This window comes from Pseudomonas sp. P9_31 (assembly GCF_034008235.1).
Classification (GTDB): domain Bacteria; phylum Pseudomonadota; class Gammaproteobacteria; order Pseudomonadales; family Pseudomonadaceae; genus Aquipseudomonas.
On sequence record NZ_CP125375.1, the window covers coordinates 4,564,158 to 4,578,306 of the forward strand.

Below are 14,149 nucleotides of genomic sequence, written 5' to 3' on the forward strand. Positions count from 1 at the left end.
CAACTGTCAGGCCTTAGCGCTAAACAGCAGACTACTCGCATCTTTCAGACTGTTTGCCAACTTCAAGGCCTCCTCGGAGGGGATCTGACGAACCACCTCGCCCGATTCACTGGCAATCACTTTTACAACGACCTGACCTGAAGTTTCATCGATGGAAAATTCAAGATTACGGCGAACCGACTGCACAAATTTCTCGATCTGCTGCACGGCCACTTTCAACTTTTCCTGATCGGAGTCCTTACTCTCAGCCACAGCTGTAACACTGTCAGCCTGAGGTTTCTGCACCACGTTTTCGGCGGTACCAGCTGCCGTTTTATGAGCAGGATAAGACAAGTTCAGCTTCACGCTCATATCCATGTCCATCACCTCTTAAAGTAAAAAAGCGAGAGAGCACGACTAGCGCACTCCCTCGCTAAAACTCACCCGACTATTACTGAAGCAGCTTCAGTACAGCGGACGGCAGTTGGTTGGCCTGGGCCAGAACTGCGGTGGAAGCTTGTTGCAGGGTTTGCTGCTTGGTCAACTGAGCAGTTTCTGCTGCGAAGTCGGTATCCTGGATACGACCCAGAGCGGCAGTGGTGTTCTCGTTGATGTTGGTCAAGTTCGCGATCGAGCTGGACATACGGTTCTGAGCAGCACCCAGATCGGCACGAGTGGCGTTCACAGTTGCCAGAGCAGCGTCGATTGCGCTGATTGCGCCGTCGATTTTGGTGTGAGCAGTAGCGTTGTCAACACCCGAAATTACGGTGGTAGTCGAAGCAACCGACAGGGAGCTTGCAGCGAAGCTCTGAGTCAGGTTCAGGCTGATGTGCTGGTCAGCACCGGTAGCAGCACCAACCTGGAATTCCAGTACGCTTGCGCTACCGTCGGTCAGTTTCAGGCCGTTTTGGTTGGTGCTGGTGGCGCTACGAGTCAGTTCGTCCGACAGTGCGGCGAACTCTTTGTTCGAAGCGATACGGTCAGCAGTGCTGTTTGTATCGTTTCGTGCCTGAACAGCCAGCTCACGCATACGCTGCAGGGTGTTTACGTGTTCTTGCAGAGCGCCTTCAGCGGTCTGGGCGATCGAGATACCGTCGTTGGCGTTTTTGATCGCCATGGTCTGACCACGAATCTGCGAGCTCATGCGAGTAGCGATCTGCATGCCGGCCGCGTCGTCTTTGGCGCTGTTGATTTTCAGGCCGGAAGACAGGCGAGTCATCGAGGTGGACAAAGCGCTCGCGGCGTTGTTCAGGTTCTTTTGAACGTTCAACGACGTAACGTTAGTGTTTACTGTTAAAGCCATGACGAATTCCTCGTTGGTTGGGTACTGCGGCTTCCGGCCCTGGCAACCGCCGGGTGTGGCCTAGAGAACCTTCGTAATAGTTATCGTCGGGATCGCAGGTTGCTTTAGGGGATTTTTCAAAATTTTTGCCATCACACTGCCATCCCCCATAAAACAAGGGCTTGGAGGCAGTGCAAGCAAGAAAAATGACGTCAGATAAATGCCAACGATCAACGACGATGACAATTGACAGGTAATCCGTCTCAACCAGCCATCACGGCTTCGATCAACCCAACCAACTCGTACTCCAGGCAGTCAGCCAGTCCCAACCAATTCTGGGCCTCCTGGCAATCCAGCATCTGTGCCAACAAGTAAGCCCATTCCTTTTGCAATACTGGCTCGGCACTGACAATCGACAACTGAAGCTCATCGAAAAAATCGACCATCAGCAGTGCAGCCTCGACGTCTCGCCCCAAACGGAACAAACCAGCACACTGACTGGAACAATCAAGCAAAGATTCAAGCCCGGTCATTGCGTGAACTCCGGATGAAATGCCGCGCCGGAAATCATTGCTCCTGCCCGACTGGTATTGAAAAAGTGCACCTCGGGGTGCCTTGCCAGGTAACGCTCAAGCTCACACAAATAGCTGCGAAAATTCAGTTGAGTCTTCACCCTCTGGCCATATCCATCCAGCACCCAATGCTTAGCCACTGCCAACTGAGGCCCCAGATCGCCGTCCTTCCAGCCCGCGTGGGTTTTGTTGGCAGGAAAAGCAAAGTCAGCACCGAACAGGGTGACCTGACTGGCACCCATTTTTACGGCCAGGTCCACTGCCGGGTGAATCACACTGCCACCTGCATGCAGCCGTGCCTTGGGCACTTGTTGGCAGATTCGTTCGTAGACCGGGCTGACGGAATACCCCACGTACCGCGAACCCTGCCAGGCCTGCAGCACTACGGGATCGATCATCGGCATGTAGACCAGACTGATCCCTTGCGAGCCTTCAGGCGGTAAATGCCGAGTGGTGATCCGTTGGTCGATGCTGACCACGACGTTCGGCCGGATACCATGCTCCAGCAACGGCCTGAAGGCGGTATCGACGCAGATGAACAGTGGCCGCGGCGCCTGTTCAGCAATCGCTCGTAACCGCTCGAAGTGCTGCTCCAGACTTGGTCCGGTGGCAATGACAAAAACCTCGCGGCCAGACACTGTGGCGAAGAGTTCGGCAACATCAAGATCCGCCTTTACCAGTTCAAGGCTGGCCGCCAGCCGCCCGACAATCTCCGAATCGTCGGGGTCGAACTCACGATTATTGAAGGTCAGCTGAATTTCGCTGATCAAACGGTCACGGATCTTCGCATTGAAGTCATCGGCCAGCACCAACTCTGAAGGCAGGGCAAAGAACGGCAAACAAATTTCAGCCAAATCACCGGCGTAGTGCAACTCGACCCGCGAATCGCCGAGCCACGGCTGCTGGTCGAGCAATTGCAACACCAGCGCAAACACCGTGCCGTTGAGGATATGTACATGCAGCCGAGTCAGTTCCGAACGCTGCAGCAGCTCCAGTTGCAGATCCCCCAGCCCCGTGCCGTAAACGTGCAACACCGGACTGTCGACCGGCAGGCTTGCGGCCTGAAGCTGCGCTTCGCGGGTACGGTCATGGCGACTGGTCAGCTGGATGCCGTTGATGCTCAGGGTCGAGCCGAGCCCTTCCACCAGATCGGCCTGCAATGGTCCCGGATCTTCAGTCAGCAGACGCTTAGCCACGGCCGGCCAGCGACGCTGGATGAGTTCGGCGTTGGGTTGAAAAAACTCGCTCATGGCGCCTCGCTGTGATTCGGGCAAAAAAATAGCGCTCAAGGTTACACCTTGAGCGCTTTTTTTGTGTCTGGCTTTCTTTGACTAAAGAGCCGAGGCTCAAGGACGATAGATGATCGCCGAACCCCAAGACAAACCAACACCGAAACCGCTGAGTGCCACACGCTTCCACTTGGAATCGAGCACGTGTTTTTCCAGCAGCAACGGGATGCTCGACGATACGGTATTACCGGTCTCGACCATGTCCTTGATGAACTTCTCAGGCTCGCCCTCGAAACGCCGTGCCACGGCATCGACAATCGCCGCACTGCCCTGGTGAATGCAGAAGGCATCGATCTCGTCGGCCGTCAGGCCCGAGTCAACGAGCAGCTCATGCAAATGCGCCGGCACTTTGAGCAGCGCAAAGTTGAACACTTGACGGCCGTTCATGAAGAAAACCCCGTCGGAAACCTTCAGGTGCGGCGCGCCGGAACCGTCGGTGCCGAACTTGGCCTTGCCCAACTGCCATGGCGCGTCTTCGCCCATCCAGGTGGCGGTGGCGGCGTCGCCGAAGAGCATGGTGGTGTTGCGGTCTTCCGGGTCGACGATCTTCGAGTACGGATCGGCGGTCACCAGCAGGCCATTCTTCAGGCCCGCGGCTTCCATGAAACCTTTGATGGCGTAGATGCCATAGACGTAACCGGAGCAGCCCAGGGAAATATCGAACGCGGCCACGGTCGTCGGCAGACCCAGTTTGTCCTGAACGATGGCGGCGGTGTGCGGCAGACCTTCTTCGTCGCCGTTCTGGGTGACGACGATCAGCACGTCGATGGCTTCACGCTTCAAATCAGGGTTGTTGGCGAACAGCGCGTTGACTGCTTCGACACACAGGTCCGAAGTTTCTTGCCCGGCGTCTTTGCGCGGCAGGAAGGCCGAACCGATCTTGCCCAGGATGAACTCTTCATCCTTTTCGAATTTTGCACCTTGTGCGTAATTGTCCACGCCGGCTACAGGAACGTAGCTCGCAATGCTCTTTATGCCAATCATTACGGCTTCCCAATAATAAACAGCCCAATACCACCGCTCGCAAGGATTCGAGGGGCGCCGACAAACAACGAATAACGTCGCCCTCAATGGGGTGACAGCGGGAAGAATAAAAGGCCATCACTGGGCTAAAAAACAGACCAGGCGCCATCCCCCCGATTAATACAATACAGTGAAGATGCGCGTTATGACTCACAGGTCACGCTATTTCGCCGAATCAGCCCCACAAGCGGTTATTCGACCAACGACCATTCCAGCGGCGTTCCGCGCTTGATGGCCTGGCGGGCGCGGCGGCCCAGAAGGGTTTCAGCGTGTTTGGGGGCCAGCCCCAGGCCAGGGCGGATGGCCCGCAGATTGGCGACGGTGAAGGGTTCACCGGCAACCATGTCCTGGGTGACATACAGCGACCGACGGTACACCAGGGACTTGCGCTCGGCTTCAGTCACGCCGTAATGCACCTGGCCCATGGCCTGCCAGGCGCGTTCGGTTTCGATCACCAGGCTGGCGAGTTCGGCCGGTTCCAGGGAGAAACTGGCATCCACCCCACCGGCGGCGCGGTCGAGGGTGAAATGTTTTTCCACCACTGTCGCCCCTAGCGCCACCGCGGCGACGGACACCCCAACGCCCATCGAATGATCGGACAAACCGACTTCACAGCCAAACAGTTCACGCAGATGAGGGATCGTGCGCACATTGCTGTTGGCCGGCGTTGCCGGGTAAGTGCTGGTGCACTTGAGCAACACCAGGTCCTTGCAACCGGCCTCACGGGCGGCGCGCACGGTTTCATCGAGTTCGGCGATGCTGGCCATGCCAGTGGAAATGATCAGTGGCTTGCCGGTGGCGGCGACCCGGCGGATCAGCGGCAGATCGGTATTCTCGAAGCTGGCGATCTTGTAGGCCGGCACGTCGAGGCTTTCGAGGAAGTCCACCGCCGTATCATCGAACGGTGTGGAGAACGCCAGCATGCCCAGTTCTTTGGCCCGGGCAAAAATCGGCGCGTGCCATTCCCACGGCGTGTGGGCCTTCTCGTACAGCGCGTACAGCGAAGACCCGGCCCACAGGCTGTTGGGGTCCTTGATGAAGAACTCGCCTTCGGACAAGTCCAGGGTCATGGTTTCGGCAGTGTAGGTTTGCAGCTTCAAGGCGTGGGCGCCGGCCTTGGCCGCCGCTTCGACGATTTGCAGCGCCACCTCCAGCGACTGGTTATGGTTGCCGCTCATCTCGGCAATGATGAACGGCGGCGCATCGGCACCGATCGAGCGGTTGCCGATCTTGAAGCTAGTCATTGTTTTGGATCCTTCAATACGCGCGTGAACGCGCAAGCACTCGGAGTGAAACCTGCCTCGCGGAAAACCTTCAGCGATGGCTGATTGGCCGGCAGCACCTGAGCGGTGATGGCCTCAAGTTGGGGCCAATGAGCAGTAACGAACGCTTCACCCCGCGCCAGCAGCGCCCTGCCCCAGCCCAGGCCGAATCGGCCTTCGAACAGATAAATCGAGACTTCGGCCCGAGTACCGTCAAGGTCATAGCGCAGCACACCGACCGGGCCGTCATCCGCCTCGGCGATCAACAGCAACCGCCGCGGATTGCTCAGGCTCGCAGCCAGCCAGGCCTGATGCCGCTGCCAATCGATGACGTGGGTGTCCAGCGACCAGCGCCGTACCGCCTCGGCATTGCGCCCTTCGAACAACCCTTGCGCGTCGTCCTGAGTGGCCCGGCGAACCTGCAGCACCGCACCCGCCAGCGCTGCCGCCACCCGTTGCGCCCCACGGCCATCGACCAGCTGCCGCGAACGTTCGGCCAGACTCTGACGAACCCCCTGATTGCCCACGACAAAACCGATGGCCTGGCGCAACTGCTCGACGCTGACTTGCTCACGGTTGCCCAGGAACACATGAGCCCCCGAGGCCGCCATCACCTCGCCGTTGGCCTGCTGATTATTCGAGACCGCAATGCAGATCGTCGGCAGCCCCATGGCCGCCCGCTCCCAACTGGTGCCGCCACCGGCACCGACGAACAGGTCGGCTTCGGTCATCAGCCGGTAGAAGTCACCGACAAAACTGTGCAGGCGCCAGTTCGGGCGATAGTCCGCCAGCGTCTGCATCTGCTCCCAGGCCGGGTTGTCGGCACCCGCCACAAAATCGACCTCCAGCTCATGGAAATCCGCCAGCGCCAACATCGCGTGGTGGGTCTGCATGGCCGCATCGAAGCCGCCGAAGTTCACCAGCACTCGCCTGGCCCGAGGTTTGATATCGATCGCCGGGCAGCAAAACTCATCGCGCAGCAGGGCAAACCGTGGGCCGAGCAACGTCTGGCAGTCGGGTGTCAGCAGTGAGCCATAGGACTCTGGCGTGCCCGACAGATTCTGGTTGAGCAGCAGGTCGACGCGGTACTGCCGAGTGGCCAGGTCGTCCACCGCCGCGATTCGTGGTGCCCAGCGGCGGGCGGCGGTCTGCCAGTGATGATCGAGGCCATAGTGGTCGACGATGATCCAGTCGAAAGCCGTATGGCCTTCCAATGCTTGCGCCAGCGCGGCAATGTCCGCCTGCCACGGCAACATCGACTCGATGGCCTGCTGCGGGTCTTCATCGCGATAACGGTCCGGCAGCGCGAAGGTCTCGAAACCCTCGCTTGCCAGGTTGTCCAGTCGATGCCCCGGCAACAGCCGACACGCAAAGGCTACATGCGCGCCCTGCTTGCGCAACACCCTGGCCAGGGTCAGGCAGCGGGCGATATGGCCGCTGCCAATGGTCGGCGACGCGTCGGCACGGATCAGCACCCTCATTGCAGCTCTCCCCCGGCCTTCAACGCGGCATAAAGGTATTCGGCGCGTTTCCAGTCTTCGAGGGTGTCGATGTCCTGTACCAGATAGCGCGGCAGAATCACCGGCAAGCTCGCCGGCGAGAACAACACATCACCACGCAACCAGGCCTCGCTGCGCCCCCAGTAGAACTGGCCGGCATCCTGATAGGCCGCCGGCAAATCCTGCGAGCGGGTGTCGCGAAACTCCGGGTACAACGCGGTTAATGCGCCTCGATCGTCAACGGTCAGGGCACGCTGCACCGCAAAGCCGAAATCGCACACCGAGAACGCGAAGGATTTTTCCGGATGCTGCTCCAGCAGATTCAACCCTTGATGCAGGAACCGCGTCTGCAGTAGCGGCGCCGTGGCGTAGATGCAACAGGCAAAGTCAAAATCCTGACCCTGTCGACGTAATTCATCCAGAGCGTGCGCAATCACCGCGGCAGTGCCAGTGAAGTCATCGGCCAGGACCGCAGGCCGCATGAACGGCACCTGCGCACCGCTGGCACGGGCCAGCTCGGCAATTTCTTCGTCGTCGGTGCTGACCACTACGTGAGCAAACAGTCCTGAGCTGATCGCCGTCTGAATCGAGCGGGCAATCATCGGCACACCGTCGAACGGCTTGAGGTTCTTGCGTGGTATGCGTTTGCTGCCACCCCGAGCCGGGATGATTGCGACGCTGTTCACCGGCGTTTTTCCAGAAGGAACCAGGTGATGTCATCCACCGGGAATTGCGGGTCGCGATGGTAACCAAAACCGTAATCGACCAGTTGCAGATCCTCATAACGATCGAGCATTTCGCCGGCAAAATCGCGCTTGAACAGCTTGCCGCTATTACCACGATACGACACCTCGACCGGTGCCGGATTGTAGTACTCGGCGATCAGCACGTAACGATTGCTCAACTCATACAGCTGCGCATAAGCGGCGGCCAGCAACTCTGGCGCCAGATGAATCAGCACGCCTTTGCTCAGTGCCAGGTCAAAGGTGCGCTCGCGAGGAAAATCGAACAGCGACCCCTGCCAGATCTGCGCAATTCCCAGTGCCCGGGCCTGGGCGCAAGCACTGCTATTGATTTCCACCCCAAACAAGTCGCACTGAGGCAACAGTTGACGTAACGCCTGCAGGTTGTTACCGGCATTGGTACCCAGCTCGACCAGGCTCTCAATCCGCCCTGCCCGGGTCAGTGCCTTGGCAAACAATGCCAGGTTGGCAGCCACCAAAGGCTGCCCGACATTGCGCTCGACATACTGATTACCAAAGTCGCCCTGCCAGAATTTTTCCTGTTCACTCAGTTCACGCATCACACTTTCCCATCAGCGGCCCATGGCAGCATTTATTCGGTCAGCCGTCGCAGTTGCTCGACCACATAGTCCTGTTGTTCATCGCTCAGCAGAGGAAACAGCGGCAGGCTGATGGCCTCGGCGTAATAACGTTCGGCCTGGGGGAAATCCCCCTCGGCAAAACCCAGGTCGCGATAGTACGGCTGCAAGTGCAGCGGAATATAGTGCAGGTTCACACCCAATCCGGCCGCTCGCAAGCCTTCGAACACCTGTCGATGACTGAGGTTGATCCGCTCCGTCTGCAAGCGCACCACGTACAGATGCCACGCCGATTCGGCTTCAGGCTGCGCGCTGGGCAAGGTCAGTGGCAAGTACGCCAGCAACCGGTCATAACGCGCCGCCAGTTCACGGCGGCGCTCGATAAAGCCATCGAGCTTGTTCAGCTGTGACAGTCCGAGGGCCGCTTGCAGGTCGGTGATCCGGTAATTGAAGCCCAGTTCCACTTGCTGGTAGTACCAGGGGCCGTGACTGGGCTCGGTCATCTGCTCGGGATCACGGGTCATGCCGTGGCTGCGCAGGCGCTGCAAGCGCTCGGCCAGTTCCGGGCGATTGGTCAGCACCATGCCGCCTTCGGCGCTGGTGATGATCTTCACCGGGTGGAAACTGAACACGGTCATTGCCGCGAATTCGCCGCAACCCACCGGGCGCCCGGCATAGGACGCACCGACCGCGTGGGAGGCATCTTCGATCACCGTGAAACCATAGCGCTCGGCCAGTTCGGCGATCATGCGCATATCGCAGCTCTGACCGGAGAACGCCACCGCCACCAGCACTTTCGGCAGCTTGCCGTCGCGTTCGGCGATTTCAAGCTTCGACGCCAAGGTGTAGGCGTCGAGGTTCCAGGTCAGCGGATCGATGTCGACAAAATCGACGTCGGCGCCGCAGTAGCGACCGCAGTTGGCCGAGGCCAGAAAGGTGTTCGGCGTGGTCCACAACCGATCGCCCGGCCCAAGGCCGGCGGCGAGACAGGCAATGTGCAACGCCGCCGTGGCATTGCACACCGCTACCGCGAAATCGGCCTGGCAACGCTCGGCCATGGCCTGTTCGAAACGCTCGATGGTCGGCCCTTGAGTCAGCCAGTCGGACTGCAACACGGCGACCACCGCATCGATGTCCGCCTGATCGAGGCTTTGCCGACCGTAGGGAATCATGCCGACAGCTCCGCGTGCAGGTCGGCGATCTGGCCGACCGACAGGAAGTGCGGGTTGGTGTCGGAGCGGTACTCGAAGTCTTCGCTCACCGGCCGGCCCTGCTCGCCCAGTTTGTCGACGGCAAAATCCACGTCGACGCTGGTGAAACGGATCGACGGCTGAATGGTGTAGTGATCATCGAACTCCAGGGTCATGCGCGCGTCGTCCAGCGGCACCATCAGTTCATGGAGTTTTTCCCCCGGACGAATGCCGACGTGTTTGTGCGGCAAATGTTCAGCCATGCCCAGCGCCAGATCGACGACGCGAATCGACGGGATCTTCGGCACAAACACTTCACCGCCGTGCATGCGGGCGAAGCTGTCGAGCACAAACTTCACACCGTGATCCAGGGTGATCCAGAAACGCGTCATGCGCTCATCGGTGATCGGCAGCTCTTTGGCGCCCTCGGCAATCAGTTTGCTGAAGAACGGCACCACCGAACCCCGCGAGCCGGCGACGTTGCCATAGCGCACCACGGCAAAGCGGGTTTGCTGTTCGCCGGCAATATTGTTGGCGGCCACGAACAGTTTGTCCGACAGCAGCTTGGTCGCGCCATACAGGTTGATCGGGCTGGCGGCCTTGTCGGTGGACAGCGCGACGACTTTTTTCACACCATTGTCGATGGCCGCGGCAATGATGTTTTCCGCGCCATTGACGTTGGTGCGGATGCATTCGGTGGGGTTGTATTCCGCCGCCGGCACTTGCTTCAGGGCCGCGGCATGCACCACGTAATCGATACCACGCATGGCCTGACGCAAACGGTCGGCGTCGCGCACATCACCGATGAAGTACCGCATGCACGGTGCGTTGAACGTTTGTTGCATCTCGTACTGCTTGAGCTCATCGCGGGAAAACACCACCACCCGCTTGGGCTGGTATTGCTCCAGCAACCGGCGGATGAAATTACGCCCGAACGAGCCGGTGCCGCCAGAGATGAAAATCGATTTACCGTTGAACATGCCTTGAGTCCTTCTACCTGTCAGCCAGGCTTATGCGAGCAGCTGCGCCCAGTTCACACTGGTCGGTTCGCCGAGAGTAAAGCCCTTGCCGGTCAAGGCCAGGTTCTGGTTGTAGGCTGAGTCCTGTTCGAAGCGGGCCTGCCACTTGTCGCACAGGGCTGCCAGCACTGCCGGGGCGTCGGGCAAGGTGCCCGGATGAAGAATTTGCACCTGCGCAGTCCATACAGTCAGGAACCCGGCATCGGCGACCTTCAGGCACAGATCGACATCGCCGAAGCTATCGGCGAAGTGCTCCTCGTCCATACCACCGACGGCGTCATACAGCTGCTTGCGAATCATCAGACACGCCGACGAAACAGCCGAGACGTTTTGCTCGACCACCAGGCGCTGCATGTAGCCCCTGCTGTCTTTCTTTTCACCCACGAAAGGCGACCCCAGGCCAGCATTCAATCCAAGGATCAACCCCGCCTGGGTCACGTTGCCTTCACGGTCAATCAGCTTCGCCCCCACCACCCCCACTTCCGGACGCTGGGCCTGATTGAGCAACAACTCGATCCAGTTGGCATTAACCACTTCGGCATCAGCGGCGAGCAGCAGCAAATACTCACCCTTAGCCTCCCGATACGCCAGGTTATGCAAATGCCCGGCACTGAGATGGCACTCGGAACGCAAAACCCGAATTCGGCCTGCGGCGTGCTCCTGGCTCTGCAGCCAGACCGATACCTGTGGGTCTTTACTGCAATTATCGACAACCAGCACTTCGTATCGAGCATAACGCGTGCGCTGCACGACACTGGCCAGACAGCGCTGCAGTTCGGGCAGATTGTCCTGACTGTTGAGGATGATAGACACCAGCGGGCGTGCCTCGTGGCGGTAATCAATCTGGTAGGTGCCCGGAAACGCCGATCCAACCTGAGCCTGATAACCACGGTTTCCCAAGTGGCGCGTCAACACCTGACGCTCCTGAGGATTGTCGAGCAGCGCCGGCGCCTGACAAATCAACAGTGGTTCCGCCAAGTGAGCCAGCCCCGCCAGCCCTCCTTGTTCGATCAAACGCAATAGCAAATCCAGCTCCAGAGCCTGGCTGAACTGTGCAGAGTAACCACCGACTCCGACCAGTACCTCGCGGCGCACCAACCAATGCCGTGCCATCAGTGCGGGCAGGCTTTGCAGCAAGTCCAGATTGAAGCCAGGGCGGAACACATCGATCAGTACGCCGCTAGCCTGGCGATGTATCTCATCAGCCGCTACTGCACGGCACGCTGGCGCATCCTGCAATTCAAGACTGGCTCTAAGCAAACCACTGGGCGTGAACTCGTCGCCGGCTTCAGCCAGCAGCAACCAATCGCACGTAGACTGAAGAGCGATCTGGTTGAGCTTGTCGATGTAGTTGTCGTTGCTGACCTTTACGAAATGTAGACTGTTTTGCTCAGTGGTCGCCGCCGGTGGTTCGGTGGTGGTGAATACGACGACCTTGAACGCTCTGAAATCGCCGTCCAGCAAACTGTCGAACGAGGACTGCAGTTTGTCCATGTTGCCATCCAGGTGAAGCAACAGTATGCCGAACTGCGGTCCGCCCGCCCGGGCATTCAAGTGACGTGCAATCGCCTGGGCTTCATCGCGTGAAGGGGTACGTGCTTCCAGCCAGGTGAGCAACCGGCCGGTGTGCATGGTGTTCAGAAGCTCGCGGCTGTCCTGGGTAGAAACGCTGTTCAGGCGCTGCCACCAGACTGAAATGGCCTCGGCCATCGTGGACTCGCCATCGTCCCGCAACTGTTGCTCCAGGCGCTGGGCAACACGCCGATTGAACGCATTGCTCTCCAGTGCCTGCCACAAACGTGCCTTGATACTTTGTGCCGTGTCGTTGCCATGGATACGCAGTAACTGTTCTTGCTTGAGCAGCACCGCCTCGAGCTCTTCAAGCTGCAAACGCCCGGCCGGCATGGCGTGCAGCAAAAACTCAATTTCGCTCAATTGATCGAAGAACTGCTGGTTATAGAACGGCAGCTCCACGTACTGCTGCAGCCCGAACTGTCGAGTCGGCCCCGCAAGTGGATCGCTCCAGCGCGAAGTGAAGATTTTCTCGATGGTCAACGAACGACGCTTGTGCAAACACTCCGACATGGCCGCAAAGCATTCCAGCGCCAACTTGGTGACCTGGGCCTGATCGAGCCCGCTGATCTGCGTAGAAAGTGTGGCCAGAAACCCGGCGAATTTCTGCCGTTCGGCCACCGACTTCTGATCGGTATAACTGAGCACATGGATGACTTCAGTCTTATGGTCGGAAGTCCCGTAGTTGACCTCACGCACAACGTAAGGTACCGGCAGCATGCGCGCCTTGGCACGGGCCAAGAGGTAGTACACATGACCGATTTCCTGCCACTCGAAACTCAAGTCAGTGGGAATGACCGCGTTCCAATCCTGCAACAACGAGGTGCGCGTAACGGCATAGAACGGCGGAATGAACTGGCCCATGTACGACAACACCCGGTCTTGCGCGAGGTCATCCGAGTAATCTTCACGAACCTTCTTGTCACGCCGGTAGTAGCCCACATGATCGGCGTGGGTCAGGTACATCAGGCAATAGCCGTGGCACATACCATAGTCGGGATTGGCCTCAAGGAAGGCGACCGACTGGTTCAATGCGCCGTGCAGCATGAAGTCATCGTCAGTGGCGAACGCCATGAACGGCGTGCGAACCTGATCGACGCCGTACTTGAGTTTGGCCTGGAAACCCAGGCAGGAAAACTGCGGAAGGTGCTGGTAGTCGACCCTGGGAAACTGCTCGACAATGCCTTCAGCGGGGATTGCGGAGGAATCCAGTACCATGATCGTGCAAGGGTAATCACGGTAATACTGCAGCGCGCGCCTTAAAAATGCCGGGCGGTTTTGGGTAATCAACACCAGCGTGAATTGCTCACGTAGTGATAATGCGTGTTCAGAACCGTAATTACCTTGCATAACCCTTCCCCACAACCGGCGAATCGCCCAATGAACCCAACTATGAAACAGCTTAACGAACGCGACGCAGATAGCCGTCCGGCGCCACGGTGAGCAGCAGTTTGTTCTGCATCTGCTGGTCGATCTCGAAGTCCTTGTTTTCTTCCAGGTACTTCCACACGGCGGTCTTCGGGTTATCGCCCGGGCCCCACGGACGATCCGGGAAGAAATCGGCCGGCATGTCTTCGACCACGGTGTCCATGACCACGCAGTAGCTGTCCACCGAAACCAGTGGTGCGTACAGGCGCAGCTCTTCGAGCACGTGATCGTGGGTGTGGTTGGAGTCCAGTACCAGAATGACTTTCTTGCCTTCGGCAATGGCACGTACTTGCGCGGCAATCGCAGGATCGATGCTCGAGCCTTCGATCATCGAAATGCGCTTGCTCATCGGGTGGCTTTCGATGGCTTCACGGTTGTGCGGACGAATGTCAAGATCGATGCCCAGCACCTCACCGTGGCCTTGCAGCTCCAGCAACGAGGCGTAGTAGATGATCGAACCGCCGTGGGCGATGCCACACTCGATGACCAGATCCGGTTTGACCTGCCAGATGATCTCTTGCATCGCCATCATGTCTTGGGGCAGTTGGATGATCGGACGGCCCATCCACGAGAAGTGGTAGCTGTACTTGTGTTTGGCCGATTCGTTGAAGAAATCCCGGGCCAGGCCGGTGAGTTTCTGGTTGTCACCCTGCTGGGCGATCTGTTCCTGGCACTCGGCTTCGAAGGCTTTATTGATGCTGTTGTCGGTCATT

At 58.8% G+C, this 14,149-nt stretch carries 13 protein-coding genes; all 13 read right to left on the minus strand.

From position 1 onward, the window contains the following. Window positions 1-6: 6 nt before the first annotated feature. The 13 genes from QMK51_RS20505 to QMK51_RS20565 all read right to left on the minus strand — a co-directional run bounded on the left by QMK51_RS20505 (window position 7) and on the right by QMK51_RS20565 (window position 14,148). Window positions 7-357 carry a flagellar protein FlaG gene (locus QMK51_RS20505; RefSeq protein WP_320391452.1) on the minus strand — a complete coding sequence of 117 codons (351 nt, stop codon included), beginning with the start codon at window positions 355-357 and terminating at the stop codon, window positions 7-9. A gap of 73 nt (window positions 358-430) precedes the next feature. Beyond that, a complete protein-coding gene (locus QMK51_RS20510; protein ID WP_320391454.1) occupies window positions 431-1,282 on the minus strand; it encodes a flagellin domain-containing protein in 852 nt (283 codons plus the stop codon). Between the two features lie 242 nt (window positions 1,283-1,524). Further along, window positions 1,525-1,794, minus strand: a complete 270-nt coding sequence (locus QMK51_RS20515) for a hypothetical protein (protein ID WP_320391456.1) — start codon at window positions 1,792-1,794, stop codon at window positions 1,525-1,527. Then, entirely contained in the window at window positions 1,791-3,083 is a 1,293-nt protein-coding gene (locus tag QMK51_RS20520; RefSeq protein ID WP_320391458.1) for a motility associated factor glycosyltransferase family protein, read from the minus strand. The genes QMK51_RS20515 and QMK51_RS20520 overlap by 4 nt, the downstream gene beginning before the upstream one ends. 96 nt (window positions 3,084-3,179) lie before the next feature. Beyond that, window positions 3,180-4,106 (minus strand): ketoacyl-ACP synthase III, encoded by a 927-nt coding sequence (locus tag QMK51_RS20525; RefSeq protein WP_320391460.1) that lies wholly within the window; start codon window positions 4,104-4,106, stop codon window positions 3,180-3,182. Window positions 4,107-4,336: 230 nt separating this feature from the next. Beyond that, complete coding sequence (pseI, locus tag QMK51_RS20530) at window positions 4,337-5,389, minus strand: pseudaminic acid synthase (RefSeq protein ID WP_320391462.1); 1,053 nt, start codon at window positions 5,387-5,389, stop codon at window positions 4,337-4,339. Further along, complete coding sequence (gene pseG / locus QMK51_RS20535) at window positions 5,386-6,888, minus strand: UDP-2,4-diacetamido-2,4,6-trideoxy-beta-L-altropyranose hydrolase (RefSeq protein ID WP_320391463.1); 1,503 nt, start codon at window positions 6,886-6,888, stop codon at window positions 5,386-5,388. Before pseG ends, pseI begins: the two co-directional genes overlap by 4 nt. After that, on the minus strand, window positions 6,885-7,592 hold the full coding sequence (gene pseF, locus QMK51_RS20540) for a pseudaminic acid cytidylyltransferase (RefSeq protein WP_320391465.1): 708 nt from the start codon (window positions 7,590-7,592) through the stop codon (window positions 6,885-6,887). Before pseF ends, pseG begins: the two co-directional genes overlap by 4 nt. Next, the gene (locus QMK51_RS20545) at window positions 7,589-8,209 is read right to left on the minus strand and encodes a pseudaminic acid biosynthesis-associated methylase (RefSeq protein WP_320391467.1); all 621 of its coding nucleotides are present in this window, start codon (window positions 8,207-8,209) and stop codon (window positions 7,589-7,591) included. Before QMK51_RS20545 ends, pseF begins: the two co-directional genes overlap by 4 nt. Before the next feature lie 32 nt (window positions 8,210-8,241). Further along, window positions 8,242-9,399: a UDP-4-amino-4,6-dideoxy-N-acetyl-beta-L-altrosamine transaminase gene (pseC, locus tag QMK51_RS20550; RefSeq protein ID WP_320391469.1), complete on the minus strand. Its 1,158-nt coding sequence runs from the start codon at window positions 9,397-9,399 to the stop codon at window positions 8,242-8,244. After that, window positions 9,396-10,397, minus strand: coding sequence for a UDP-N-acetylglucosamine 4,6-dehydratase (inverting) (gene pseB / locus QMK51_RS20555; protein ID WP_320391471.1), 1,002 nt, complete (start codon window positions 10,395-10,397; stop codon window positions 9,396-9,398). Before pseB ends, pseC begins: the two co-directional genes overlap by 4 nt. 30 nt (window positions 10,398-10,427) lie before the next feature. Continuing rightward, complete coding sequence (locus QMK51_RS20560; protein WP_320391473.1) at window positions 10,428-13,358, minus strand: TIGR00180 family glycosyltransferase; 2,931 nt, start codon at window positions 13,356-13,358, stop codon at window positions 10,428-10,430. A gap of 52 nt (window positions 13,359-13,410) precedes the next feature. Further along, on the minus strand, window positions 13,411-14,148 hold the full coding sequence (locus QMK51_RS20565) for a cephalosporin hydroxylase family protein (RefSeq protein WP_258696977.1): 738 nt from the start codon (window positions 14,146-14,148) through the stop codon (window positions 13,411-13,413). Window position 14,149: the final 1 nt, after the last annotated feature.